22 protein-coding genes, 6 tRNA genes and 1 pseudogene are annotated in these 26,200 nt (G+C 44.7%); 28 read left to right on the top strand and 1 reads right to left on the bottom strand.

Annotated features, from left to right (window positions below):
* Position 1: 1 nt before the first annotated feature.
* From nagA to AAC853_RS12215, 8 genes are all read left to right on the top strand, one after another.
* Positions 2-1,159: an N-acetylglucosamine-6-phosphate deacetylase gene (gene nagA, locus AAC853_RS12250; RefSeq protein WP_340614718.1), complete on the top strand. Its 1,158-nt coding sequence runs from the start codon at positions 2-4 to the stop codon at positions 1,157-1,159.
* Between the two features lie 12 nt (positions 1,160-1,171).
* A complete protein-coding gene (gene nagC / locus AAC853_RS12245) occupies positions 1,172-2,395 on the top strand; it encodes a DNA-binding transcriptional regulator NagC (RefSeq protein ID WP_340614717.1) in 1,224 nt (407 codons plus the stop codon).
* Between the two features lie 155 nt (positions 2,396-2,550).
* Positions 2,551-2,627 (top strand) — tRNA-Met (locus tag AAC853_RS12240).
* Between the two features lie 5 nt (positions 2,628-2,632).
* Positions 2,633-2,717: transfer RNA gene (locus AAC853_RS12235), tRNA-Leu, on the top strand.
* A 69-nt stretch (positions 2,718-2,786) separates the two neighbouring features.
* A tRNA-Gln gene (locus AAC853_RS12230) sits at positions 2,787-2,861 on the top strand.
* 83 nt (positions 2,862-2,944) lie between these two features.
* Positions 2,945-3,019, top strand: a tRNA-Gln gene (locus AAC853_RS12225).
* Between the two features lie 41 nt (positions 3,020-3,060).
* Positions 3,061-3,137: transfer RNA gene (locus tag AAC853_RS12220), tRNA-Met, on the top strand.
* A 14-nt stretch (positions 3,138-3,151) separates the two neighbouring features.
* Positions 3,152-3,226: transfer RNA gene (locus AAC853_RS12215), tRNA-Gln, on the top strand.
* 780 nt (positions 3,227-4,006) lie between these two features.
* Here AAC853_RS12215 and ubiF read toward each other — a convergent pair.
* Positions 4,007-5,194, bottom strand: coding sequence for a 3-demethoxyubiquinol 3-hydroxylase (gene ubiF, locus AAC853_RS12210; protein WP_340614716.1), 1,188 nt, complete (start codon positions 5,192-5,194; stop codon positions 4,007-4,009).
* Positions 5,195-5,397: 203 nt separating this feature from the next.
* On the opposite strand from ubiF, the gene miaB reads away from it, so the two are divergent.
* The 20 genes and pseudogenes from miaB to ybeD all read left to right on the top strand — a co-directional run bounded on the left by miaB (position 5,398) and on the right by ybeD (position 26,154).
* Positions 5,398-6,828, top strand: coding sequence for a tRNA (N6-isopentenyl adenosine(37)-C2)-methylthiotransferase MiaB (miaB, locus tag AAC853_RS12205; protein WP_338882931.1), 1,431 nt, complete (start codon positions 5,398-5,400; stop codon positions 6,826-6,828).
* A gap of 93 nt (positions 6,829-6,921) precedes the next feature.
* Complete coding sequence (locus tag AAC853_RS12200; protein ID WP_422824217.1) at positions 6,922-7,899, top strand: PhoH family protein; 978 nt, start codon at positions 6,922-6,924, stop codon at positions 7,897-7,899.
* The gene (ybeY, locus tag AAC853_RS12195; protein WP_338882934.1) at positions 7,896-8,363 is read left to right on the top strand and encodes an rRNA maturation RNase YbeY; all 468 of its coding nucleotides are present in this window, start codon (positions 7,896-7,898) and stop codon (positions 8,361-8,363) included. The genes AAC853_RS12200 and ybeY overlap by 4 nt, the downstream gene beginning before the upstream one ends.
* A 70-nt stretch (positions 8,364-8,433) precedes the next feature.
* Complete coding sequence (gene corC, locus AAC853_RS12190) at positions 8,434-9,312, top strand: CNNM family magnesium/cobalt transport protein CorC (protein ID WP_338882935.1); 879 nt, start codon at positions 8,434-8,436, stop codon at positions 9,310-9,312.
* 11 nt (positions 9,313-9,323) lie between these two features.
* The gene (gene lnt / locus AAC853_RS12185; protein ID WP_340614714.1) at positions 9,324-10,853 is read left to right on the top strand and encodes an apolipoprotein N-acyltransferase; all 1,530 of its coding nucleotides are present in this window, start codon (positions 9,324-9,326) and stop codon (positions 10,851-10,853) included.
* Positions 10,854-11,272: 419 nt separating this feature from the next.
* On the top strand, positions 11,273-12,160 hold the full coding sequence (locus tag AAC853_RS12180; RefSeq protein ID WP_422824210.1) for an amino acid ABC transporter substrate-binding protein: 888 nt from the start codon (positions 11,273-11,275) through the stop codon (positions 12,158-12,160).
* A 117-nt stretch (positions 12,161-12,277) separates the two neighbouring features.
* Positions 12,278-13,018 carry an amino acid ABC transporter permease gene (locus AAC853_RS12175; protein WP_340614713.1) on the top strand — a complete coding sequence of 247 codons (741 nt, stop codon included), beginning with the start codon at positions 12,278-12,280 and terminating at the stop codon, positions 13,016-13,018.
* 3 nt (positions 13,019-13,021) lie between these two features.
* Positions 13,022-13,696, top strand: a complete 675-nt coding sequence (gene gltK, locus AAC853_RS12170) for a glutamate/aspartate ABC transporter permease GltK (protein WP_340614712.1) — start codon at positions 13,022-13,024, stop codon at positions 13,694-13,696.
* Positions 13,696-14,421 (top strand): amino acid ABC transporter ATP-binding protein, encoded by a 726-nt coding sequence (locus AAC853_RS12165; protein WP_086108039.1) that lies wholly within the window; start codon positions 13,696-13,698, stop codon positions 14,419-14,421. The genes gltK and AAC853_RS12165 overlap by 1 nt, the downstream gene beginning before the upstream one ends.
* Positions 14,422-14,619: 198 nt before the next feature.
* Positions 14,620-17,202, top strand: a complete 2,583-nt coding sequence (gene leuS, locus AAC853_RS12160; protein ID WP_340614711.1) for a leucine--tRNA ligase — start codon at positions 14,620-14,622, stop codon at positions 17,200-17,202.
* Positions 17,203-17,220: 18 nt separating this feature from the next.
* Positions 17,221-17,781, top strand: a complete 561-nt coding sequence (gene lptE, locus AAC853_RS12155; protein WP_340614710.1) for an LPS assembly lipoprotein LptE — start codon at positions 17,221-17,223, stop codon at positions 17,779-17,781.
* The gene (gene holA, locus AAC853_RS12150) at positions 17,778-18,809 is read left to right on the top strand and encodes a DNA polymerase III subunit delta (RefSeq protein ID WP_340614709.1); all 1,032 of its coding nucleotides are present in this window, start codon (positions 17,778-17,780) and stop codon (positions 18,807-18,809) included. The genes lptE and holA overlap by 4 nt, the downstream gene beginning before the upstream one ends.
* The gene (nadD, locus tag AAC853_RS12145) at positions 18,802-19,542 is read left to right on the top strand and encodes a nicotinate-nucleotide adenylyltransferase (protein ID WP_338882943.1); all 741 of its coding nucleotides are present in this window, start codon (positions 18,802-18,804) and stop codon (positions 19,540-19,542) included. The genes holA and nadD overlap by 8 nt, the downstream gene beginning before the upstream one ends.
* A 95-nt stretch (positions 19,543-19,637) precedes the next feature.
* A complete protein-coding gene (gene rsfS / locus AAC853_RS12140) occupies positions 19,638-19,964 on the top strand; it encodes a ribosome silencing factor (RefSeq protein ID WP_189760561.1) in 327 nt (108 codons plus the stop codon).
* A gap of 2 nt (positions 19,965-19,966) precedes the next feature.
* Positions 19,967-20,437, top strand: coding sequence for a 23S rRNA (pseudouridine(1915)-N(3))-methyltransferase RlmH (gene rlmH / locus AAC853_RS12135; protein WP_189760560.1), 471 nt, complete (start codon positions 19,967-19,969; stop codon positions 20,435-20,437).
* A 36-nt stretch (positions 20,438-20,473) separates the two neighbouring features.
* The gene (gene mrdA, locus AAC853_RS12130; RefSeq protein WP_338882945.1) at positions 20,474-22,399 is read left to right on the top strand and encodes a peptidoglycan DD-transpeptidase MrdA; all 1,926 of its coding nucleotides are present in this window, start codon (positions 20,474-20,476) and stop codon (positions 22,397-22,399) included.
* Positions 22,400-22,407: 8 nt separating this feature from the next.
* On the top strand, positions 22,408-23,520 hold the full coding sequence (gene mrdB, locus AAC853_RS12125; RefSeq protein WP_338882946.1) for a peptidoglycan glycosyltransferase MrdB: 1,113 nt from the start codon (positions 22,408-22,410) through the stop codon (positions 23,518-23,520).
* A 12-nt stretch (positions 23,521-23,532) separates the two neighbouring features.
* Positions 23,533-24,432, top strand: a complete 900-nt coding sequence (gene rlpA, locus AAC853_RS12120) for an endolytic peptidoglycan transglycosylase RlpA (protein WP_338882947.1) — start codon at positions 23,533-23,535, stop codon at positions 24,430-24,432.
* A 175-nt stretch (positions 24,433-24,607) separates the two neighbouring features.
* Positions 24,608-25,816, top strand: coding sequence for a D-alanyl-D-alanine carboxypeptidase DacA (gene dacA, locus AAC853_RS12115; protein ID WP_340614708.1), 1,209 nt, complete (start codon positions 24,608-24,610; stop codon positions 25,814-25,816).
* Between the two features lie 75 nt (positions 25,817-25,891).
* A pseudogene (gene ybeD, locus AAC853_RS12110) lies at positions 25,892-26,154 on the top strand (DUF493 family protein YbeD).
* Positions 26,155-26,200: the final 46 nt, after the last annotated feature.

The raw sequence follows: 26,200 nt of genomic DNA, 5'->3' as shown, positions 1-26,200 counted from the left end.
AATGTACGCGTTAACCAATGGCATTATTTATACCGGATATGACAGGCTCGATAACCATGCAGTTGTCATTGCAGATGGTTTAATTAAACAAGTCTGTCCGGTAAACGAGCTGCCAGAAGAGATAGAAAAACACAATTTACATGGCGCAAATCTCGCACCAGGATTTATTGACCTACAAGTGAATGGTTGTGGGGGAGTCCAGTTTAATGAACGGTTGGAAAATCTTTCAGAAGAAACTCTGCATACTATGCAGAAAACCAACCAGCTCTACGGTTGTACCAGTTTTTTACCTACCCTCATCACCAGCCCCGATGAATTAATGATAAAAGCCATTGAAGTCATGCGCACTTATCTACAAAAAAATCCTCATCAGGCATTAGGGCTACATCTGGAAGGGCCTTATATTAATCCAATAAAAAAAGGAACTCATAATACAGCTTATATCCGCAAACCCACCCCTGAAATGGTTAATTACCTATGCCAGAATGCTGATGTAATTACCAAAATCACTCTCGCTCCTGAAATGGTAGAAAGCCAATATATTCAGCAATTCGCCGAAGCCGGTATTATCGTTTCTGCTGGCCATTCTAATGCGACTTATGAAGAAGCTCGTCATGGCTTCCAACAGGGTATTACTTTTTCTACCCATTTATATAATGCCATGCCTGCAATTTCTGGCCGCCAACCTGGGCTGGTGAGTGCCATTTATGATTCCCCAGATGTCTATGCCGGCATAATCTGTGATGGAATGCATGTATCATGGCCAAATGTCCGAAATTCCAAGAGATTAAAAAATGAAAAACTTATCTTGGTAACGGATGCCATCGCTCCTGCCGGGCTTGCTCCCGATGCCATGGATCAATTTACCTTTGCTAATAAAACAATATATTATCGAAATGGTTTATGTGTTGATGAAAATGGCACACTGAGCGGCTCATCAATCACAATGATTGATTGTGTCAAAAATAGTGTGGAGCATGTTGGTATTGCTTTGGATGAAACGTTGCGAATGGTAACGCTTTACCCAGCCCGCGCAATCGGTATTGATAAACACCTCGGTACGATTGAATCCGGCAAGGTAGCGAACCTGACCGCATTTACTCACGATTTCAAAACCTGCAAAACCATTGTTAACGGAAACGAAATCAAACTACCGTGAGTATAAAGACTGATGAGTAACGAAAACGCACAGAAGCAAATTGGTAATATTGATCTAGTCAAACAGCTAAATAGTGCTGTGGTCTATCGGCTGATTGATCAGCATGGGCCAATATCACGCATCCAAATTGCAGAAGAGAGCCAACTTGCTCCTGCCAGTGTAACTAAAATTACTCGTCAGTTATTGGAGCGTGGCCTGATAAAAGAAGTCGAACATCAGGCTTCCACTGGCGGAAGACGTGCAATCTCCATAATTAGCGAAACACGCCATTTCCATACGATCGGAGTCCGGCTTGGGCGCCATGATGCAACTGTGGCACTGTTCGATATGAGTGGCAAGACGTTAGCGGAAGCACACTACCCTGTACGGGAAAATAGTCAGCAGGAAGTCGAGAAACGAATTATTTACGCCATTGAAAGTTTCATCAACAAAAACCAGCGCCGGATCCGTGAGTTGATCGCAATTTCAGTTATTCTTCCCGGTCTGGTTGATCCTGAGCTGGGTATTATCCGCTATATGCCACACATTAAGGTAGATAACTGGCCTCTGGTGAAGAATATCAAAGCACATTTTAACACCTTCTGCTTTATTAGTCATGATATTCGCAGCCTGGCATTGGCAGAAAATTATTTCGGGGCAACACGCGATTGTGAAGATTCCATTCTGGTACGCGTCCATCGTGGTACAGGGGCTGGTGTCATTGTTAACAACAACATTTTGCTCAACAAACGCGGTAATCTGGGTGAAATAGGCCATATTCAAATCGATCCTCTCGGTGAACGCTGCCATTGCGGTAATTTTGGTTGTCTGGAGACTATCGCTGCCAATTCAGCAATCGAAACTAAAGTACAACAACAATTACGCCAAGGGTTCCCAAGTCAGCTTGCCTTGAATAATTGCAATATCCATGCAATTTGCCTTGCAGCCAATGCGGGCGATCCCCTTGCCACAGAAGTCATCAGACATGTAGGGCTCTACCTTGGCAAGGCTATCTCAATCGCGATTAACCTGTTTAACCCTCAGAAGGTGGTGATTGCCGGAGAAATCACTGAAGCAGAACAGGTATTGTTGCCAACCATCAAGAGCAGCATCAATACCCAAGTATTAAAAGCATTCCGTGAAGACCTCCCTATAGTGATTTCTGAGTTAAATCACTGTTCAGCAATTGGGGCATTCGCCCTAACGAAACGCGCAATGCTTAATGGTGTACTGTTGCAACATCTTCTTGGCGGATAATTTCAACCGTTTTAGCCGACTTTGTCGACAAAACGCTTATAAGACAAACAAACAAACGATTTTGTGCATATTTCTTTAAAAAAGCAGTTGACGCATCTGTCTGATATACGCATAATGCGCCCCGCACCGCCGATGAAGGCAAAGCGAAAAAAGATGGCTACGTAGCTCAGCTGGTTAGAGCACAGCACTCATAATGCTGGGGTCACAGGTTCGATTCCCGTCGTAGCCACCATCTTTGCGGGAGTGGCGAAATTGGTAGACGCACCAGATTTAGGTTCTGGCGCCGCAAGGTGTGCGAGTTCAAGTCTCGCCTCCCGCACCATTTTCTTTATCGGGTTTTACTTAGAATGTGTTTTAGTAACGATTTTAAGTTTTAGTGTGTTGTTTCAGGTGGGGTATCGCCAAGCGGTAAGGCACCAGGTTTTGATCCTGGCATTCCCTGGTTCGAATCCAGGTACCCCAGCCATTTAACTGGAACAATGAATTAAAACGGTATAAGGTTAACAGCACATTCTGGGAATAACAAAGGCTGCATTGATAACACTCAGGTGGGGTATCGCCAAGCGGTAAGGCACCAGGTTTTGATCCTGGCATTCCCTGGTTCGAATCCAGGTACCCCAGCCATATTACTGAGGTTTATCACAACTCTTACGTTTATCGTAAATGGCTACGTAGCTCAGCTGGTTAGAGCACAGCACTCATAATGCTGGGGTCACAGGTTCGATTCCCGTCGTAGCCACCATTTAAAAATTCAGTTGGGGTATCGCCAAGCGGTAAGGCACCGGATTCTGATTCCGGCATTCCCAGGTTCGAATCCTGGTACCCCAGCCAATATTTTCAACGAGTTACATGATGTAGCGAATTGAAAAAGAGCAGAGAAAGAATATACAGAATATTCTTTGATATAGAAACCGCCATTAAGGGTGGTTTTTTCGCATTTATCTCATAAAGATAAACTTTCCCACCCTCTCACCAATTAGATAATCTAATAAATTTAGGTTTGTAATTTTACACAATTGAAATTATAGATCTTGTCCCCCTGCCTCAAATTCCACACCGAATCTTCCAGCATCTGAACACAGACGTCTAATCTACAGTGTCAGAAAGGGGCGTGATGCCCCTGAACCTTATTTGGTTACAATCTTGGATTAAATTTGCGCGTGCGAATGCGCAGTGAAAATAAAAATGCCACCAATCCGTGTGCGTTAGGTACGCGATAGAAACGGGTGGCAGCATGGGTTATTTCTGTAGCCACTCAGGGAATGGATACAAAAATATTGGGTTTAGTTTCAGAGGATAACTAATTGTTAAATATTATTCGCTTGTTATTGGGTGAAAATAGGTTTACAGGGTAAATTAGTTTTTGTTGTTGTCAGTGAAATGGGGTGAGTAAAATGAAAAAGTTCATTCTTCTTTGCTTGCTAGCAGGCACGACACTTTTAGCTTCAATGCAAACTTATGCTGTGGTCTGCTCGATTTGGGTAATCCCTCAAATACGTGAAAAATGTATTGCGCAGTGCGAAGCTACACACCCAGGATGGTTAGGCAAAATAGCCTGTGAATAATAAAACCAAATTAGCCCCATAAGGGGCTAATAGGCAACAATATCCATCACAACCCCAATGCATATTTCAGAGCAAGATTTTTCATGCCTCCTGCACGTTGCGCAGCCATTAATGCCAGATTTCGTACCGTTTTTAACCCCGGCAAATCATTACTGAATGTGGTATGGAAAAAATCCATTCCTGCCTGCATCACCAAATTATCCGGCATCCTGCGACGTTGATAACGCATCAAAACTGGCAAAGAATCCCACTCTTGCAACAATTCCTTAGCATTGGTTAGTACCTTGAGTAACACATCAACATCTCGATAACCTAAATTCACTCCCTGCCCTGCCAACGGATTGATGGTATGAGCCGCATCTCCCAGCAGAACCAACCCTTCTTGTACGTAATGGCTGGCATGATGACGAGTCAGTGGAAATGAACCCGCAGCAATCGGGGTAACTGTACCTAAGCGGGCAGGAAATGCCTGAAGAATTTCTCGTTCAAGTTGTGCCATCGTCATTGACTGCAATTGGCGAATACGGGCAGGAGAATCATACCAAACCAACGAAGCCCATTGATCAAACAACGGCAGAAAGGCCCTAGGGCCAGAAGGAAAAAATTGTTGCCAGGTTATATCTTGTTGAGGCTGGTCAGTCTTGACCGTTATCAGCATACATGACTGGCGATATTGCCACCCGTTACTGCCAATACCCGCCAATTGACGGACTTGAGAACGGGCACCGTCTGCACCAATAATCAGTCGTGTGTTAATTTCCGTGCCATCTTCCAACGTCACCCGCCACGTTTTATTCTCATGCTGACGCTGCATAGATTGCAAAACGGTGGGACAAATCAATGTCAGGTTTGGATAACGTGCAAATTCCTGCCACAATGCCAGCTGCAAGACACGATTTTCAACCATATGCCCTAACTCTGGCAGTCCCAAGCTTGCAGCATCGAAAATGACATTCGAATCATTTTGCTCCCATGTTTCCAGCTTTCGATAAGGAGCACTGCGCATTTGCAAGACGTTTTCCCATGCTCCCAATTGTTTCAATAAATCCACCGAAGCACAGCTGATCGCAGATATACGAACATCCGGTTCACACTCTGCATCATAAAGTGCAGGAGGCTGGTGCTCCAATAATGCAACACGCCAACCTTCCTGCGCCAATCCCAATGCTGTCGCTGCACCAATCATACCTGCGCCAACGACAACGATATCGAATTTTTGTTGTGGATTATTCATATTCATCACGTCATTAACTTATTGATTAAAACAGTCTACCGGAATTTTCCCTTTCCGGCTGAGAATATCCGCTATTACAGTCTGGTCACTGGTGCCTCAAATGACTACAATAGCTAACAATATTATGCTAAATACACTACGTGCAATATATTGCGCTTTTCAGTGTTGAAGCATCATTCCACTGGAAACACCGGATACACAAAATGTCGACGATAAAAAAACTGTATATCAAAACCTGGGGCTGTCAGATGAACGAATACGATTCATCCAAGATGGCCGACTTGCTGGAAACCACTCACGGTTATCAGTTAACCGATGTCGCCGAAGAAGCAGATATCTTACTCCTGAATACTTGTTCAATCCGTGAAAAGGCTCAGGAAAAAGTCTTTCACCAACTTGGCCGCTGGAAAGGCCTGAAAGATAAAAATCCTGAAATCATTATCGGTGTGGGGGGTTGTGTCGCTTCCCAGGAAGGGGATTACATTCGCCAACGTTCACCCAGCGTCGATATTATTTTCGGGCCACAAACCCTGCACCGCCTGCCCGAAATGATTAATCATGTCAAAGGCACCCGCAGCCCGGTTGTTGACATCAGTTTCCCTGAAATTGAAAAATTTGACCGTCTGCCAGAGCCTCGTGCCGAAGGCCCAACGGCATTCGTTTCCATCATGGAAGGCTGCAATAAGTACTGCACATTCTGCGTTGTACCTTACACCCGTGGGGAAGAAGTCAGCCGTCCTTGTGATGATATTTTATTCGAAATTGCCCAACTTGCTGCGCAAGGTGTACGTGAAGTTAATCTGCTTGGTCAAAACGTTAATGCCTATCGCGGCGCAACGTTTGATGGCGGTATCTGCACATTTGCCGAGCTGTTGCGTCTGGTTGCGGCTATTGACGGTATCGACCGCATTCGCTTCACAACCAGCCATCCAATCGAGTTTACTGACGATATTATTGCAGTCTACGAAGATACCCCTGAATTAGTGAGCTTCCTGCACCTGCCAGTCCAGAGTGGTTCTGATCGCATTCTTACCCTGATGAAACGCGCCCATACTGCGCTAGAATACAAAGGCATCATTCGCCGTTTACGTAAAGCACGCCCTGACATTCTGATCAGTTCTGACTTCATCATCGGTTTCCCAGGTGAAACACAGGATGATTTTGAAAAAACCATGAAACTGATTGCCGATGTTAACTTCGACATGAGTTTTAGCTTTATCTATTCAGCGCGCCCAGGTACACCCGCAGCCGATTTGCCAGATGACGTTAGCGAAGAAGAAAAGAAACAGCGCTTGTACCTGCTCCAGCAGCGCATTAACCAGCAGGCTATGAGCTACAGCCGCGCAATGCTTGGCAGTACGCAGCGCATTCTGGTTGAAGGCCCATCACGCAAAAATATCATGGAACTCTCTGGCCGTACCGAGAATAACCGCGTGGTTAATTTCGAGGGAACGCCTGACATGATTGGTAAATTTGTTGATGTCGAAATTGTTGACGTATACGCCAACTCCCTGCGAGGTAAAGTCATTCGTACTGAAGATGAGATGGATCTACGCATTCATGAGTCACCTGAATCAGTCATTGCCCGTACTCGCAAGGAAGATGAGCTCGGCGTTGGCTTTTATCAGCCTTAACAGGCCCTAACATAGAGATAATCAGTGACACAAATAAACCCACAAGTAGCAACCCAAGAAATCTTTCTGGAGCCTGCTGACAATCAACGTCTGATGAGTCTGTGTGGACCACTTGATGATAATCTGAAACAACTTGAACGTCGTTTGGGTATTGAAATCAATCGCCGTGATAACCGTTTCAAACTGGCTGGTAAGCCATTGTGTGTTAATGCGGCCGCAGGGATCTTGCGCCACCTTTATGTCGAAACCGCGCCTATACGCGGCGTCATACCTGATCTTGAGCCTGAACAGGTACATCTCGCTATTACTGAGAGCCGGGTACTGGAACAAGCAGCAGAAAGCGTCCCTGAATATGGTAAGGCTGTCAACATCAAAACTAAACGGGGTGTTGTAAAACCCCGAACTCCCAATCAGGCGCAATATATTGCTAACATCCTTGATCACGATATCACGTTCGGGGTGGGGCCTGCAGGTACAGGGAAAACGTATTTGGCCGTCGCTGCGGCGGTTGATGCACTGGAACGCCAGGAAGTCCGCCGTATCCTGCTGACCCGTCCTGCGGTTGAAGCTGGAGAAAAACTGGGCTTTCTGCCTGGTGATCTTAGCCAGAAAGTCGACCCTTATCTGCGTCCGCTTTATGATGCCCTGTTTGAAATGATGGGATTTGAAAAAGTTGAGAAGCTTATCGAAAGAAACGTTATTGAAGTGGCGCCACTGGCTTATATGCGTGGACGTACCCTCAATGATGCCTTTATTATTCTCGACGAAAGCCAGAATACGACCATTGAACAGATGAAAATGTTCCTGACTCGCATTGGTTTTAATTCCAAGGCCGTCATTACCGGTGACGTAACCCAGATTGACTTGCCAAGAGGGCAAAAATCAGGCCTGAGTCATGCAATAGAAGTGTTATCTGATGTTGATGACCTGAGTTTTAACTTCTTACATAGTGAAGATGTTGTTCGCCATCCCGTGGTGGCAAAAGTGGTTATCGCTTATGAAGTATGGGAAGCAGCGGAACAAGAACGCAAAAAAGCGCTCAATGAGAAACGCAGACAGGAAGCACAATGAGTTCAGTCATATTAGATTTACAAATTGCATGTGAAAATCCCGAAGGGCTACCCGAGGAAGCCCTTTTCCAACGCTGGTTGGAAGGTGTTCTGCCACAATTTCAGACCGAAAGTGAAGTGACTATTCGCCTGGTCGATGAGGCAGAAAGCCACGATTTAAACCTCACTTATCGTGGGAAAGATAAACCAACTAATGTGCTATCTTTCCCATTTGAAGCGCCACCTGAAGTTGAATTACCTTTACTCGGTGATTTAATTATCTGTCGTCAAGTTGTTGAACAAGAGGCAGAAGAGCAACAAAAAACGGTCGAAGAACACTGGGCACATATGGTGGTTCACGGCAGCCTTCATCTTCTGGGATATGATCATATAGAAGACGATGAAGCGGAAGAAATGGAAGCGCTGGAAACAGAGCTCCTAAAAAAAATGGGTTATACTGATCCCTATCTCGCGGAAAAAGAATAACCACTGTCAACATTTTTATGTTAAACATAATAGTCTACGATTTTATATGGGGAATTTTCATTAAAACGCCATGAGCGACGACCATCCTTCAAGTAACGATAACCCTGGCCCTAAGAAAGGCTTTTTTGCACTTCTTAATCAGCTTTTCCACGGTGAACCGAAAAACCGTGATGATTTGGTTGAACTGATCCGTGATTCTGAACAGAATGACCTAATCGATCCCGACACCCGCGAGATGCTCGAAGGTGTCATAGATATTGCTGATCAACGCGTGCGTGACATTATGATCCCACGCTCACAGATCGTTACCTTAAAACGCAACCAATCTCTGGACGAATGTCTGGATGTTATTATCGACTCGGCTCACTCACGCTTTCCTGTGATCAGCGAAGACAAAGATCATATCGAAGGCATATTAATGGCGAAAGATCTGCTACCTTTCATGCGTACAAATGCAGAACCTTTCAGCATTGATAAAGTCCTTCGTCAGGCTGTTGTCGTGCCGGAAAGTAAACGTGTTGACCGCCTGCTGAAAGAATTCCGTTCCCAACGCTACCATATGGCGATTGTGATCGACGAATTTGGCGGCGTTTCGGGGCTGGTCACCATTGAGGATATTCTTGAACTGATTGTGGGTGAAATAGAAGACGAATACGATGATGATGAAGATAACGATATTCGTGCCTTAAGTCGCCATTCCTATTCAGTGCGGGCATTGACTCAAATTGAGGATTTTAATGACATTTTTGGCACTAATTTCAGCGATGAAGAGGTTGATACTATTGGTGGGTTAGTCATGCAGGCATTTGGGCATCTGCCTTCACGTGGGGAATCCATCACCATTGATGGCTACCTTTTCAAAGTGGCAATGTCTGATAGCCGTAAAATCATTCAGGTTCATGTAAAAATACCGGATGATGCTGATGTTCCTAGCCTTGATAAACAATAAATAGGATCTGGATGAACAAAGCCTCATTAATGAGTTGCCAGCGGTTACGTGCCGTGCTGGCACTTTTCTTCGGAGCCAGTGGAACGCTGGCTTTTTCACCTTTTGATTTCTGGCCTGCTGCTCTTGTTTCCCTTTTTGGCTTGCAAATCCTTTCTTTAAACAGAACAACCCGCCAGGCTTGCTTGATTGGTTTATGCTGGGGCCTTGGCTTATTCGGCAGTGGCGCAAACTGGGTTTATGTCAGTATCGCTGACTTTGGTGGCATGCCAACCGCTATCAATATCTTTTTGGTGATCTTGCTATCTGCCTATCTTGCCCTTTATCCCGCTTTATTTACTGGTGTATTGAACCGCTTTTTTCCGGCTTCTAATAGCATCAGGCTGGTTATAGCCAGTCCAGCGCTGTGGCAATTGACAGAATTCTTGCGTGGTTGGGTGTTATCTGGGTTTCCGTGGTTACAATTTGGTTACAGCCAAATTGATGGCCCGATGAAAGCCATTGCGCCTATTCTGGGTGTAGAAGGTATTACCTTCTTACTGATGATGATCAGCGGATTGCTGGTTGTTGCTGTTACCCAGAAAAAAATTTCCGCAGCTATTTTCGCCATTATCCTGCTACTGTTGCCGTGGTCAATGAGGCATTACCAGTGGTATACCCTACAACCAGAAAAAGCCACTGATATTGCTTTGGTTCAAGGTAATATTCCCCAAGCCATTAAGTGGGAGTCCAGCGCTCTTGGGAAAACACTGGATATCTATTTGGATAACAGTCGCCCCTTCATCGGTAAAACGCCAATCATCATCTGGCCGGAATCTGCTATTCCTGATTATGAATATAACCAGAGTGATTTTCTGACTAAACTGGATACCGTGCTGAGAAAACATAATACCAGCTTAATCACTGGCATTGTGGACGCCCGACCGACGTTGGAAGGCTATAAATTCTATAACAGCATCATCGTATTAGGGGATAAGATACCTTACCAATACCCAGCACCAACCCGCTACGATAAACATCACCTGGTACCGTTTGGTGAGTTCGTGCCATTGGCATCAATACTGCGGCCACTAGCACCTTTATTCAATTTGCCGATGTCTTCTTTTAGCCAAGGTAATTACATCCAGCCTCAACTTTCTGTTGCCGGGCACAACATTACTGCCGCTATCTGCTACGAAATTATTTTGGGTGAACAGGTGCGTGATAATTTCAAACCTGACACCGAGTTCCTCTTGACCGTTTCTAATGATGCCTGGTTTGGACGTTCCATTGGCCCTTGGCAGCATTTCCAAATGGCACGGATGCGTGCTCTTGAACTAGGCCGTCCTCTGCTAAGAGGAACAAATAATGGTGTTACAGCAGTAATTAACCCGGATGGCTCCATTCAGGCTGAACTTCCACAATTTACCCGACAGGTATTGGAAACCAAAGTAACCCCAGCCACAGGGATAACACCTTATTTTCGCTTCGGCAATTGGCCAATATGGGGAGCAAGTGCCCTGTTTTTTATCTTTGCTTTGATAAAAAAACGCCGCAAAGCTTGAGTTTCTATTTTCCTGTAATTAAACGTTAATAGTGATCAGGGCATATTACTTATGTCCTGATTTCATTTAACTATCGATTTCATCACCGAAATAACAATAATTCCTCACATATATCACCATAAAATACCCTCTAAAACAAAATATTATTTTAAATAGTACAAAGTGTGAACACTATTCAATATTATTCTCTTTTTAACCACACATAAATGAAATTGTTTATTTATAGTGCGATGTAGGTCGCGAAATAGAAACATTATGGTTTCAAAAAAGTAACATTTTGAATTATTTTTTTACGACATATAAACAAAATAACACGAAAAATCGTTTCGACAGTCTTATTTATGTAGAAACATGCAAAAACACAATTATTTGTAAGCAAATTCAATTTCACAAAAAATAACCAGATAAAGGAGCTGTATATGCGTAAGTTGATGTTAACTATGATGTTGCTTAGCGCAGTCGGGACTGCCCATGCTGAGGAATTGACAGGAACACTGAAAAAAATCAAAGATAACGGCATCATCGTTGTTGGACACCGAGAATCGTCGGTTCCATTCTCTTACTACGATAATCAACAAAATGTCGTTGGTTATTCCCAAGACTATTCCAACCTGATCGTTGATGCCGTCAAGAAAAAGCTCGATATGCCTAATTTGCAAATTAAGCTGATCCCGATTACCTCCCAGAACCGTATTCCTCTGCTACAAAACGGTACTTTCGATTTTGAATGTGGCTCTACCACCAACAACGTTGAACGACAGAAACAAGCGGCATTCTCCAATACCATCTTTTCCGTCGGTACTCGCCTGCTGACCAAAAAAGATTCAGGCATCAAGGGGTTTGATGATCTTGCAGGAAAAAATGTTGTGGTGACTTCTGGTACAACCTCTGAAATCTTGTTAAATAAACTCAACGATGAAAAGCAAATGAAAATGCGTATTATCAGCGCCAAAGACCACGGTGATTCATTTCGTACTCTGGAATCAGGTCGTGCTGTCGCCTTTATGATGGATGATGCTTTACTCGCTGGTGAACGCGCGAAAGCTAAAAAACCCGATCAATGGATCATTGTTGGCAAACCACAATCAGAAGAAGCCTACGGCTGTATGCTGCGCAAAAATGATCCTCAATTCAAGAAATTGATTGATGACGTTATTGCCAAAACACAAACCTCCGGTGAAGCAGAAAAAATGTTTAATCGCTGGTTCAAAGAACCCATTCCACCTAAGAACCTGAATTTAAACTTCTCTATGTCAGATGAAATGAGAGCTTTGTTTAAGTCACCAAACGATAAGGCATTGAATTAAGCAAACAAAATCCCGATTTCATTGGCAAGACGGGTATGAGGTAGTCGTTCCCTACCTCATTTTTTCCAGATTTAAATTCGATGAATGACAGCTAACCCCATATCAGGGAGTTCGATTATGTCCACTAATTGGGATTGGGGCATCTTTTTACAAGCCGCCCCTTTTGGTAATACCACCTATCTGGGGTGGCTTATTTCTGGTTTTCAGGTAACGGTGGCACTTTCCGCTTGTGCCTGGATCATTGCATTCGTTGTCGGTTCATTATTCGGTATTCTTCGCACAGTCCCGAATAAATTTCTTTCCGGGCTTGGAACGTGTTATGTGGAGTTATTTCGCAACGTTCCTCTTATTGTCCAATTCTTTACCTGGTATCTGGTGGTTCCTGAATTCCTGCCAAAAAATCTGAGTGATTGGTTCAAAATGGAGCTGGACCCCAATATCCAATTTTTTATCTCCTCAGTCATCTGCTTAGGGTTATTCACTGCTGCCCGTGTATGTGAGCAAGTTCGCGCGGCAATTCAGTCACTCCCAAGAGGGCAAAAAGCCGCAGGTCTGGCAATGGGGCTAACCTTGCCACAAACCTACCGTTACGTTCTGCTGCCAAACGCCTACCGAGTGATAATTCCCCCCATGACCTCAGAAATGCTCAATTTGGTGAAAAATTCTGCCATTGCTTCCACAATCGGGTTGGTTGATATGGCTGCTCAGGCCAATAAATTGCTGGATTATTCCGCTCACGCCTATGAATCATTCACAGCGATCACTCTGGCTTATATAGGTATCAACCTGGTGATCATGCTTGCCATGAACATACTGGAGAAAAAAGTACGTTTACCCGGCAATATGGGGGGGCGATAAAAAATGTATCAGTTTGACTGGAGTTCAATTGTACCAAGTTTACCCTTCCTTCTGGATGGATTATCGATAACGGCAAAAATTACCGTAATAGCCGTTATCATCGGCATTGTCTGGGGAACCATGCTGGCGATAATGCGCCTCTCATCCATCAAGGCATTAAGCTGGTTTGCAGCCCTATATGTTAACCTGTTCCGCTCCGTTCCACTGGTGATGGTATTACTGTGGTTTTATCTGATTGTGCCTAACTTATTACAAAATATTCTAGGTATTTCACCAAAAACCGATATCCGTTTAATTTCTGCAATGGTAGCTTTTTCGCTCTTTGAGGCAGCTTACTACGCCGAAATAATTCGGGCAGGTATTCAGAGTATTTCCCGCGGGCAATCTTCTGCTGCGCTGGCACTGGGTATGACTCAATTGCAAAGCATGCGGTTGGTCATACTGCCACAAGCATTTCGGGCCATGATCCCATTGCTGCTAACACAAGGCATTGTATTATTCCAGGATACTTCTCTGGTATATGTATTGAGTCTGGCGGATTTTTTCCGTACAGCAACGAATATTGGTGAGCGCGATGGAACCCAAATTGAAATGGTTCTGTTTGCCGGCTTTGTTTATTTTGTGATTAGTTTTTCCGCTTCTATGCTGGTTAACTATTTGAAGAAAAGGACTGTTTGATGATTTCCCTGAAAAATGTATCCAAGTGGTATGGCCAATTTCAGGTTCTTACTGACTGCTCAACTGAAGTCAAAAAAGGCGAAGTAGTCGTGGTATGTGGGCCATCTGGTTCCGGTAAGTCCACACTGATAAAAACGGTCAATGGTCTTGAACCTGTCCAGCAAGGTGAAATTCGAGTAAACGACACAAAAGTCAATGACAAGAGCACCAATCTGGCACAATTGCGCTCCAAGGTGGGGATGGTGTTTCAGCACTTTGAACTTTTTCCTCACCTATCGATTATTGAAAACCTGACACTGGCTCAAGTTAAAGTGTTAAAGCGCGACAAGAAAGAAGCGACTGAAAAAGGCTTAAAACTGCTAGAGCGAGTTGGGTTAGCCAGCCATGCGGATAAATTTCCTGCACAACTCTCCGGTGGCCAGCAACAACGTGTTGCCATTGCCCGTGCACTCTGCATGGATCCTATTGCAATGCTGTTTGATGAGCCTACTTCTGCCCTTGATCCTGAAATGATTAATGAAGTACTGGATGTTATGGTGGAATTGGCGAACGAAGGCATGACCATGATGGTCGTCACCCATGAAATGGGATTTGCCAAGAAAGTAGCACATCGCGTTATTTTCATGGATGAAGGCAAAATTGTCGAAGACAGTAAGAAAGAAGATTTCTTTGCTAACCCAAAATCGGAGCGCGCCCGCGATTTTCTGGCGAAAATTCTACACTGATTTTTCCTTATCGGCGGCAGGCAAAACTACCGCCGATTTTAAATTTTCCCTAAAAATAAGTAATTTTCCGCATTCCGCCTTTAACAAGAGTTGTTGCCCCTATCCCTTATCAGCTATGCTATGGAACCTTAGATTTCATAAACAAACTAAACGCGCTAAAGGCGTAGCTTTATTACTCACCATAGGATTATCGGTGCCATGCAAGAACAATATCGCCCAGAAGACATAGAACAACAAGTCCAGCTTCATTGGCAAGAGAAGCGAACGTTCAAAGTGACAGAAGACAGCAGCAAAGAAAAATACTATTGCCTGTCCATGCTACCTTATCCTTCTGGCCGACTACATATGGGCCACGTCCGTAACTACACTATGGGTGATGTAATTTCCCGTTATCAGCGCATGCTGGGCAAAAACGTATTGCAACCTATCGGTTGGGATGCGTTTGGTTTGCCAGCAGAAGGCGCAGCGGTCAAGAATAATACCGCCCCAGCTCCGTGGACGTATTCCAACATTGAATACATGAAAAGCCAGTTAAAACAACTGGGTTTTGGCTATGATTGGGATCGTGAAGTCACGACCTGTACGCCAGAATACTATCGCTGGGAACAGTGGTTCTTCACTAAATTGTACGAAAAAGGTCTGGTATACAAAAAAACTTCCGCCGTTAACTGGTGCCCACATGATCTGACTGTTCTCGCAAATGAGCAGGTTATTGATGGCTGTTGCTGGCGTTGTGATACCCAGGTTGAGCGTAAAGAGATCCCACAATGGTTCATTAAGATCACCGCTTACGCAGAAGAGCTGCTAAACGATCTGGATAAACTGGAAGATTGGCCGGAACAGGTCAAGACCATGCAACGCAACTGGATTGGCCGTTCTGAAGGTGTCGAAATCACGTTCAATGTTGCTGACAGTCAGGAAAAACTCACCGTTTACACTACACGCCCTGATACTTTCATGGGAGTCACTTATGTCGCAGTGGCAGCAGGTCATCCTCTGGCAAAGCAAGCTGCGGAAAATAATCCTGAACTGGTGAAATTTATTGACGAATGCCGTAATACCAAAGTTGCCGAAGCTGATATGGCAACGATGGAGAAAAAAGGCATGTCAACTGGCATGTTTGTCATTCATCCATTAACCAATGAAAAACTCGCTATCTGGGTTGCTAACTTTGTCTTGATGGAATACGGCACTGGTGCGGTGATGGCTGTTCCAGGACACGATCAACGTGACTGGGAATTTGCCACTAAATACAGCCTGCCAATAAAAGCCGTTATTCTGGACAACGATGGTAATATACCAAACGTTCAGGAAGCAGCGGTTACTGATAAAAATGCGCTGGTCAATTCCGGTGAATTCAGTGGCCTGAGCCATGAAGAAGGCTTCAATGCTATCGCAGACAAACTGGTTGCAATGGGCGTCGGACAGCGTAAAGTCAATTACCGCCTGCGTGACTGGGGCGTTTCGCGTCAACGTTATTGGGGTGCGCCAATTCCAATGGCAACACTGGAAGATGGCACTGTTGTCCCTGTTCCAGAAGATCAATTACCGGTAATTTTGCCAGAAGATGTCGTGATGGATGGGATCACCAGCCCAATTAAAGCGAATCCTGAATGGGCAAAAACGACCATTAACGGCCAGCCTGCACTGCTTGAAACTGATACCTTTGATACCTTTATGGAATCCTCATGGTATTACGCACGCTATACCTGCCCAGATTATGATAAAGGCATGTTGGATCCGGCAGCGGCTAACTATTGGTTGCCAGTGGATCAATACATCGGTGGTATTGAACACGCTATCATGCACCTGATGTACTTCCGTTTCTTCCATAAATTGATGCGTGATGCTGGCATGGTCAACTCTGATGAACCTGCCAAGCGCCTGCTGTGCCAAGGCATGGTTCTGGCTGATGCCTTCTACTATACCGGCAATAGCGGTGAGAAAGTCTGGGTATCTCCAACTGATGCCATTGTTGAGCGCGACGAGAAAGGTCGTATTGTCAAAGCAACAGATAAAGACGGCCATGAGCTGGTTTATACCGGCATGAGCAAAATGTCAAAATCCAAGAACAATGGTATCGATCCACAAATTATGGTCGATAAATACGGTGCAGATACCGTTCGTCTGTTTATGATGTTCGCTGCACCACCAGAACTGACCCTGGAATGGCAAGAGTCTGGCGTGGAAGGTGCTAACCGCTTCCTGAAACGTGTTTGGCGTCTGGTTTACGAGCACAGCAACAAAGGGACAACCCAGCCACTGGATATCAGCAATCTGACGACAGAACAGAAAGATCTGCGCCGTGATTTGCACAAAACCATTGCGAAAGTCACTGATGATGTTGGTCGCCGTCAAGCATTCAATACTGCCATTGCGGCCATCATGGAGCTGATGAATAAACTGACTCGTGCACCACAGGAAACAGAGCAAGATCGTGCTCTGATGCAAGAAGCAGTAACAGCGATTGTGCGTATGCTTTCACCGATTACACCGCACGCTTGCTTCGTCATGTGGAAAGCACTTGGTAATGAGGGGGACATTGACACTGTGGAATGGCCACAAGCTGATGAGCAGGCAATGGTAGACGATACTAAACTGGTCATTATCCAAATTAACGGTAAGGTTCGTGGTCGCATTACGGTACCGGCAGATGCAACAAAAGAGTATGTCCAAGAGATGGCAACGCAAGAATACGGTGTGAAGAAATATCTTGAAGACGTTAGTATCCGCAAGGTCATCTATGTTCCAGGTAAGTTACTGAATCTGGTTGTAGGCTGATAACAGGAGATCCTATTTGTGGTAGAAAAGAATCTACGACATCATATTTGTACATTTTTGCTCGGGTTAGCGGTGCTAGTCACCGCTGGCTGTGGTTTTCATCTTCGAGGCACAACACAAGTACCAAAGGAGTTGCAAACCTTGCAATTAAGTTCTGGTGACCCGTATGGGCCCCTGGCACGGGCAGTACGTCAGCAACTTCGGCTGAACGATGTCAAAATTGTGGAAAATGGCAATGCTTCATTACCTATTCTGAAATTGGTTGGCTCTCATGAAAACAAAGAGACAGTTTCTATCTTTCAGAATGGTAAAGCGGCTGAACGTCTGTTGGTACTGAATGTTGATGCACAAGTTCTCATGCCAGATGGCAGCATCTATCCATTGCGGGCAAAGGTTGATCGTTCTTTCTTCGATAACTCATTAGAAGCGCTGGCAAAAGATGCAGAAAATGAACTGGTTAAACAGGAAATGCGTGAACAGGCTGCCCGTCAACTGATGCGCCAATTGCTGACTGTTCATAGCTCAGAACTCCTGAAAGCCGAGGCAAAACAAAAAGCTACGGCTACACAGAAGCAATGATCCGACTGTATCCTGAACAACTTCCCTCGCAGCTCAATGAAGGGCTGCGAGGCAGCTACCTGCTATGGGGTAATGAACCATTACTATTGCAGGAAAGTCAAGACAGCATCCGCAAAGTGGCTGAGCAACATGGCTTTATGGAGAATTTCACCTTTACATTGGATAACCATACCGATTGGGATGAAATTTTTAATCTATGTCAGTCACTTAGCCTGTTTACCAACCGTCAGTCTCTCAACCTGCTGCTTCCAGAAAATGGTCCAAATGCCGCAATGGCAGAGCGGCTAACCAAGCTGTCAGGATTGCTGCATTCAGATATCCTGCTGATATTGCGTGGACACAAGCTGACGAAAGCGCAGGAAAATAGTTCTTGGTTCAAAACAATTGGGCAAAATGGGGTATATGTCAGTTGCTTGACACCTGAGCAAAATCGCCTGCCACAATGGGTGGCGCAACGTGCCAAAAACATGGGGCTATTACTGGAAAATGAAGCCAATCAATTACTGTGCTATTGCTATGAAGGAAACCTATTGGCAATGACCCAAGCCCTGGAGCGCCTTTCTCTGCTCTATCCTGATAATCGATTGACACTTCCTCGTGTAGAAGAAGCTGTTAACGATGCGGCTCACTTTTCTCCTTATCATTGGGTTGATGCTTTGCTGGCAGGAAAAATAAAGCGGGCATGGCATATACTGAAACAACTGCGGCAGGAAGATACCGAGACGGTTATTTTGCTCCGTACTATACAGAGGGAGCTAATGCTGCTTCTGGTACTTAAGCGTCAATGTACAACCGTCCCTTTAAAGACTTTGTTTGATCAACACAAGATTTGGCAAAACCGTAGAGCCTTGCTGTCAACTGCACTACAGCGCCTGTCACAGCGAGAGCTGCGATCTGCCATACATTTGTTGACCCAGATGGAACTGCGCGTCAAACAGGATTATAGCCAATCTATTTGGGCTGACCTGGAAACGCTTTCCATGTTGTTATGCGGAAAACCATTACCAGAGAACTTCCTGAATGCTTGAATCTATTGATCCAACCAATATCGATCAAGATATTGACTCAACGAATATTGCCCCAATCAATAACACTGATTTTGTAACTAATAGAAATTATCCGGTTATTCAGGCATTATTTGGAGGCACATTTGATCCTATCCATTATGGTCATTTACGCCCTGTAGAAGCACTGGCCCAATTAGTGGGACTCAAGCAGGTTATCTTATTACCAAATCACGTTCCCCCACACCGCCCTCAGCCAGAGGCAACCGCCCAGCAACGACTGGAAATGGTTCGTCTAGCCGTGCAGGGTAACCCTCTATTTACTGTGGATACCCGTGAACTAGAGCGACAAGCGCCTTCTTACACAATAGAAACACTGAAATCCTTTCGTCAGGAAATCGGTGAGCAACATCCATTGGCATTCATCATTGGCCAGGATTCATTACAAACTATTCATACCTGGCATAAGTGGGAAGAGTTGCTCGATATTTGTCATCTGTTGGTCTGCTCCCGTCCGGGTTATCAAAGCCAACTTACGGCTCCAGGAATGCAATCGTGGCTTGAAAAGCACCAAATTGGTTCTTCCCTCCCACTGAGCCAAAAACCTCACGGTTATATTTACCTAGCGGCCACTCCGTTGTTGAACATTTCAGCAACAGATATTCGTCAGCGTCACCAACAAGGAATAAGTTGTGATGATTTGCTGCCCCCATCGATACAAAATTATATCGATTCACAGGGACTATATAAGAAATAACGAAACCATGCGGTGATTTGCAGCTAACTCGCTTACTTTTATAGAGATTGGCGTGCTATTATTCTGCGTTACTTAACCAATTTGATGAAATAAAGGTGATCCTTTTGCAAGGCACAGAACTACAACAATTTGTTATTGATAGACTTGAAGATTCCAAAGCACAAGATATTGTTTCTATAGACGTTCGTGGAAAATCCAGCATTACTGACTGCATGGTTATCTGCACCGGAACATCAAATCGCCACTTGATGTCTGTGGCAGATCATCTGGTGGATGACTGCCGCCAAGCCGGTATTATGCCTTTAGGTGTTGAAGGACAAGGCATTTCAGACTGGATAGTCGTCGATCTCGGCGAGATCATGGTCCATGTGATGCAAGAAGACAGTCGCCGTATGTACGAATTGGAAAAACTCTGGAGTTGAGTTTGAAGTTACAACTGGTCGCTGTAGGAACAAAAATGCCGGACTGGGTACAGACCGGCTTTATGGATTATTTGCATCGTTTTCCCAAGGATATGCCTTTTGAGCTGATTGAAATTCCAGCGGGAAAACGGGGCAAAAATGCTGACATCAAACGCATTCTGGAAAAAGAAGGCGAACAGATGCTGGCTGCCGTTGGTAAAGGTAATCGTATTGTGACTCTGGATATTCCTGGTTCTCGTTGGGATACCCCACAATTGGCACAACAACTTGAACGCTGGAAACTGGATGGCAGAAACGTCAGCCTGTTAATTGGTGGCCCTGAAGGCTTGGCGCCCGCCTGCAAAGCAGCCGCGGAACAAAGCTGGTCACTTTCTCCTTTAACCATGCCACATCCTCTTGTACGAGTTTTGGTTGCGGAGAGCCTTTATCGGGCGTGGAGCATCACTACTAACCACCCTTATCATCGGGAATAAATTGGGTAATCTGACACCGTGAATTCTGGCAATGGGATGAAGAATCAACGAACCCCTTTTCGCGATCATTCTGCTGAATCGGCCTTATTCATACGCCGCGCATTCGTGGCGTTTATCGGCATTATTATTTTAACAGGCATCCTATTTGCCAATCTCTATCATCTCCAGATTACGCGCCACGAAGATTACCAAACCCGCTCGAATGGAAATCGCATTAAGCTCGTTCCCATAGCCCCAAGCAGGGGTATCATTTATGACCGTAATGGTACACCGTTAGCGGCTAACCGAACTATTTATCAGTTAGAAATTGTGCCACAAAAAGTCGCTGATCTTGATAAGACTCTAACCGAGCTACGCTCTGTCGTTGGATTGACTGACGAAGATATTGAAACCTTCCAAAAAGAGCGTCAACGTGCACGTCGTTTTACCTCCATTCCGCTAAAAACATCATTGACTCCAGTTCAGGTTGCTCGGTTCTCCGTCAACCAATATCGCTTTACGGGATTGGAAATCAAAGGATACCAACGTCGCTATTACCCCTATGGTTCCGCTCTCACCCATGTGATTGGCTATGTTGCCAAAATTAACGACAAGGATGTAGATAGACTAGAAAAAGAAGGTATTTTTGCAGACTACGCCGCCACCCATGATATCGGAAAATTGGGTATTGAACGTTATTATGAATCCGTTCTGCATGGCAAACCAGGTTATGAGGAAGTCGAAGTCAATAACCGCGGTAAAGTGATCCGCCAGCTACATGAACAACCACCACAAGCTGGCAAAGATATTTACCTGTCCATTGACTTAGAGCTGCAAACCTATATTGAAGAGATACTGACGACCAGCCGGGCAGGCGTTGTTGTTACCGATCCCCGCACAGGGGAGGTGTTGGCTATGGTTTCCAACCCAAGCTATGATCCGAACCTGTTTGTCGATGGTATTTCAAGTCAGGACTATAAATCTCTGCTCAATGACCCCAATCGTCCCTTAATTAACCGTGCCACACAAGGCGCTTATCCACCAGCATCAACAGTGAAGCCTTTTATTGCCGTTGCCGCCCTTAGTAGTGATGTCATTACAAAAAACACTACCATCAATGATCCTGGATGGTGGCAACTGCCAGGCTCAGAGAAGCGTTACCGTGATTGGAAGCGTTGGGGGCATGGCAAACTGAATGTGCACAAATCGATTGTCGAGTCAGCGGATACTTTTTTCTATCAACTCGCCTATGATATGGGTATCGATAAGATCTCCGAATGGATGACGAAATTCGGCTATGGTCAATTTACTGGCATTGATTTGAAAGAAGAAAATCCTGGTAATATGCCGACCCGTGAATGGAAACTTAAACGCTATAAAAAACCGTGGTATCAAGGCGATACAATTTCCGTTGGTATCGGCCAAGGATACTGGACTGCAACCCCTATGCAGATGGTAAAAGCTTTAATGACTTTGATTAATGATGGCGTAGTAAAAACACCCCATTTTTTGATGAATACGCGTGTAAATGGCGAAATGCAGCCTTACCAGCCCCCTGCCAGCGAACCGATTGGGGATATTCATTCTGGGTATTGGGAAATTGCTAAAGATGGCATGTATGGTGTTGCCAATGCCCCAAATGGCACAGCGCGTAGATCCTTTGCCGGTACGCCATATAAAGCGGCGGTTAAATCAGGTACAGCTCAGGTTTTCAGTTACGAAACCTATAATGCAAGTAAGCTTGCTGAACATCTACGTGACCATAAGCTGATGATTGCCTTTGCACCTTATGACAACCCGACGGTTGCCGTTTCCATCATTCTTGAAAATGGTGGCGCTGGGCCGCCTGTCGGCACTATTGTTCGCCAAATTCTGGATCATATTTTACTCAGGGATAGCAAAAACACCTCTCCTGCCAGCGCCGCCGCTGAAACAGGAGTCAATACGGCCAAAACACAAGCTACCCAAAACAGAAACTATTGAGTAACACCATGACAGATTCATCAAACAAGATCCCTTTCTGGACTCGACTACATATAGATATTCCATTATTGCTATGCGTTCTGGCATTACTGGTCTACAGCCTTTTCATTATGTGGAGTGCCAGTGGGCAAGACATTGAGATGATGGAGCGCAAAATAGGACAGGTCATCATGGGCCTCATCATGATGATCGCTTTAGCTCAGGTTCCTCCACGCATGTACGAAAACTGGGCTCCCTATCTCTATATTGTTTGTGTCATATTGCTCATCTTCGTTGATGTTTTTGGGCAAATTAGTAAGGGGGCGCAGCGTTGGCTGGATCTGGGTATTGTACGTTTCCAACCATCAGAAATTGCCAAAATCGCCGTGCCTTTGATGGTAGCTCGCTTTATGAATCGAGATCTCTGTCCACCTTCACTGAAAAATACAGGCATTGCATTAGCTTTGACCTTTGTCCCTACTCTACTGGTAGCAGCACAACCCGATTTAGGCACATCTATTTTGATTGCTGCCTCTGGGATATTCATCCTATTTTTGGCGGGAATGAATTGGAAACTCATTGGTATTGCTGCTTTATTACTTGCCTGTTTCATTCCAATATTATGGTTCTTCCTGATGCATGATTACCAACGCGCCCGCGTTATGATGCTATTAGATCCAGAAAGTGACCCATTGGGCAAAGGTTACCATATTATTCAGTCTAAAATAGCTATTGGCTCAGGGGGAATATTTGGAAAAGGCTGGTTACAAGGCACTCAATCGCAGTTGGAATTCCTGCCGGAGCGACATACCGATTTTATTTTTGCCGTTCTGTCTGAAGAGTTGGGATTGATTGGCGTCCTGGTTTTGCTGGTACTCTACTTGCTGGTCATTATGCGGGGTTTATTTATTGCAACCAAAGCGCAGAATACTTTTGGCCGAGTCATGGTTGGAGGATTGACACTGATTTTCTTTGTTTATGTTTTTGTCAATATCGGCATGGTAAGCGGTATCCTGCCGGTAGTCGGTGTTCCCCTGCCGTTGATTAGTTATGGGGGATCAGCATTAATTGTCCTAATGGCGGGGTTCGGCATTATCATGTCGATACATACGCATCGTAAATTATTGTCCAAAAGCTTATGAGGAAGAAGTTTCATGCGTCAACAATGGCTTATACTTAGCATCGTGGCTGTACTAATATCAGGTTGTACCACAACAGATAACGTTCGGACACCTTCTCTTCCCCCACTTCCAACTCGTGAAGTTATGGGGGCTGAGCCTCAATATGAACCTTACCATCCAAATGCCAACCAAGATTATCAGCGGGATGGGCAAACCTATCACATAGTACAAGATCCTGCTCACTTTACCCAAACAGGCTATGCGAGTTGGTTCGGGGAAGATTCCAATGGAAAACTGACTGCTATTGGTGAACGAGCAAGTCCCTATGCTTTAGCGGCAGCACACCCGACACTGCCTATTCCAAGTTATGTTCGTGTCACCAACTTAAGCAATGGACGCATGATGATTGTTAGGATCAATGATCGCGGCCCTTACAATAAGCCAGGGAAAATTATCGAATTATCTCATGCAGCAGCAGAGCGGCTCAATTTGATGCCACAAAGTAAAGTAAAATTGGATGGCATTCTCGTTTCACCTGATGGCTCACTTTCCGGTCTGGGAACAGAAGGATCGACGATTGTTAAACAAAGCTTTGCTTTACCTGAAAGACCTAATCTTAGTCCTCAATCATCAATGCTTCCTGCTAACGAGAATACAGAGAAACAACCACCCGCTGAACAAGTTATTACCTCCCCTGCAACTGAATCAACAAACAGTTACATGGTACAAGTAGGCGCAATCAGCGCTGAACCAAAAGCCAAAGAATGGCAACAGTCATTGAGCCAGCGCTTTAATGTTCAAGGGCGTATTATCCCATTTGGTAACGTCTATCGCGTCCAGCTTGGACCATTCAATAGCCGCCAGCAAGCTATGGAATTACAAAAGAAATTGACAGATCAGATGCAGCAATCTTCGTTTATTGTTGCCCCCTGATCCCTTAAACACAATCACGATAACGCGATAAAAAGCATCACCGCCTGCTGATATTTTCCTGTCAGCAGGCAGATAAATCTGCTGCACTCAGTTTTGTTTAATGTCAGCTTTTTTTTCATTTGTTATTATGTCAGTTATTATCAATCCTTCTCTCACGGATGTTATCTAATCAATCATGAAATACATAGTTACTTCCCGTTTTATTAAAAGAGCCACGTTAGGCATTGCTCTGGCTGCCAGCATTTCCGCATCTGCCTACGCGGATGATAATTTCAAGACCATGATCCCTGGTGTACCAGAACTGGATTCAGAAGCCTATATTCTGATTGATTACAACTCAGGAAAGGTATTGGCCGAAAAGGATGCAGATGTCCGCCGTGATCCTGCAAGTCTGACCAAAATGATGACCAGCTACGTCATTGGCCAAGCCATCAAATCAGGAAAAATCAAACCAGATGATATTGTTACTGTAGGTAAAGATGCCTGGGCAACGGGTAATCCGGTATTTAAAGGCTCGTCCCTGATGTTTTTAAAACCCGGTGATCAAGTTTCTGTCGCTATGCTCTCCCGCGGTATCAACTTGCAATCTGGCAACGATGCCTGTGTTGCGATGGCAGACTATGTGGCAGGCAGCCAAGATGCATTCGTTAGCTTAATGAATCAATATGTGCAAAGTTTGGGGCTGAAAAATACCCATTTTCAAACCGTGCATGGTTTGGATGCCAACGATCAATACAGCTCTGCCCATGATATGGCTTTGATTGGCCAAGCCCTGATCCGTGATGTTCCAGATGAATATGCTATCTACAAAGAAAAAGATTTTACTTACAACAATATTCATCAGCCTAATCGCAATGGCTTGCTATGGGATAAGAGCCTGAATGTTGATGGTATTAAAACAGGCCACACCAGCGGCGCGGGATATAACCTGGTTGCTTCTGCTACCGAAGGCAATATGCGCCTGATTTCTGCGGTAATGGGTAGCCCAACCTCCAAAGGGCGCGAAACCGACAGCAAGAAATTATTGACGTGGGGTTTCCGTTTCTTCGAGACGGTTTCACCACTACAAGTTGGTAAAGAATTTGCGTCAGAGCCAATCTGGTATGGTGATACTGATAAGGTGCAATTAGGTGTGGACAAAAATGTTTACCTGACTATCCCTCGTGGCCGTTTGAAAGACCTGAAAGCTAGCTATGTATTGGACAATACCGAGCTACATGCACCACTCGCTAAAAATCAAGTTGTCGGGACTATCAACTTCCAGCTTGATGGTAAAACCATTGAACAACGTCCATTAGTTGTGATGCAAGAAGTCAAAGAAGGTGGCTTCTTTAGTCGTATGATCGATTATATCCGACTGATGTTCCATCACTGGTTCGGCTGATTTCTTGAGCGCCTATATTGATTACATACCGTTAGAAAATGACCACGCCGTGGCAAAGATATTTTAGGAATATCCATGAAAACGAAATTAAATGAACTGCTTGAGTTCCCCTGCTCATTCACCTACAAAGTGATGGGCTTGGCTCAAGCTGAGCTGGTGGATCAAGTGATTGAAGTTGTTCAACGCCATGCCCCAGGCGATTATTCTCCAGTCGTGAAACCCAGCAGCAAAGGCAATTACCATTCCGTGTCTATTACCATCAATGCGACACATATTGAGCAAGTTGAAACGCTGTATGAAGAGTTGGGTCAATTAAGTTGGTTCGCGTTGTACTATAATAGTAAAACTACGATCCATTAAAACTCGATTCATTAAAATACAATG

The organism is Xenorhabdus thailandensis, from assembly GCF_037996785.1.
Lineage (GTDB): Bacteria > Pseudomonadota > Gammaproteobacteria > Enterobacterales > Enterobacteriaceae > Xenorhabdus > Xenorhabdus griffiniae.
This window is presented reverse-complemented; position numbering and strand designations above follow the sequence as displayed.

Coding starts and splice junctions, on each gene's coding strand:
- nagA (WP_340614718.1), top strand. CDS start 2: ATGTACGCGTTAACCAATGGCATTATTTATACCGGATATGACAGGCTC.
- nagC (WP_340614717.1), top strand. CDS start 1,172: ATGAGTAACGAAAACGCACAGAAGCAAATTGGTAATATTGATCTAGTC.
- ubiF (WP_340614716.1), bottom strand. CDS start 5,194: ATGAATAATCCACAACAAAAATTCGATATCGTTGTCGTTGGCGCAGGT.
- miaB (WP_338882931.1), top strand. CDS start 5,398: ATGTCGACGATAAAAAAACTGTATATCAAAACCTGGGGCTGTCAGATG.
- AAC853_RS12200 (WP_422824217.1), top strand. CDS start 6,922: ATGAGTCTGTGTGGACCACTTGATGATAATCTGAAACAACTTGAACGT.
- ybeY (WP_338882934.1), top strand. CDS start 7,896: ATGAGTTCAGTCATATTAGATTTACAAATTGCATGTGAAAATCCCGAA.
- corC (WP_338882935.1), top strand. CDS start 8,434: ATGAGCGACGACCATCCTTCAAGTAACGATAACCCTGGCCCTAAGAAA.
- lnt (WP_340614714.1), top strand. CDS start 9,324: ATGAACAAAGCCTCATTAATGAGTTGCCAGCGGTTACGTGCCGTGCTG.
- AAC853_RS12180 (WP_422824210.1), top strand. CDS start 11,273: ATGCGTAAGTTGATGTTAACTATGATGTTGCTTAGCGCAGTCGGGACT.
- AAC853_RS12175 (WP_340614713.1), top strand. CDS start 12,278: ATGTCCACTAATTGGGATTGGGGCATCTTTTTACAAGCCGCCCCTTTT.
- gltK (WP_340614712.1), top strand. CDS start 13,022: ATGTATCAGTTTGACTGGAGTTCAATTGTACCAAGTTTACCCTTCCTT.
- AAC853_RS12165 (WP_086108039.1), top strand. CDS start 13,696: ATGATTTCCCTGAAAAATGTATCCAAGTGGTATGGCCAATTTCAGGTT.
- leuS (WP_340614711.1), top strand. CDS start 14,620: ATGCAAGAACAATATCGCCCAGAAGACATAGAACAACAAGTCCAGCTT.
- holA (WP_340614709.1), top strand. CDS start 17,778: ATGATCCGACTGTATCCTGAACAACTTCCCTCGCAGCTCAATGAAGGG.
- nadD (WP_338882943.1), top strand. CDS start 18,802: ATGCTTGAATCTATTGATCCAACCAATATCGATCAAGATATTGACTCA.
- mrdA (WP_338882945.1), top strand. CDS start 20,474: ATGAAGAATCAACGAACCCCTTTTCGCGATCATTCTGCTGAATCGGCC.
- mrdB (WP_338882946.1), top strand. CDS start 22,408: ATGACAGATTCATCAAACAAGATCCCTTTCTGGACTCGACTACATATA.
- rlpA (WP_338882947.1), top strand. CDS start 23,533: ATGCGTCAACAATGGCTTATACTTAGCATCGTGGCTGTACTAATATCA.
- dacA (WP_340614708.1), top strand. CDS start 24,608: ATGAAATACATAGTTACTTCCCGTTTTATTAAAAGAGCCACGTTAGGC.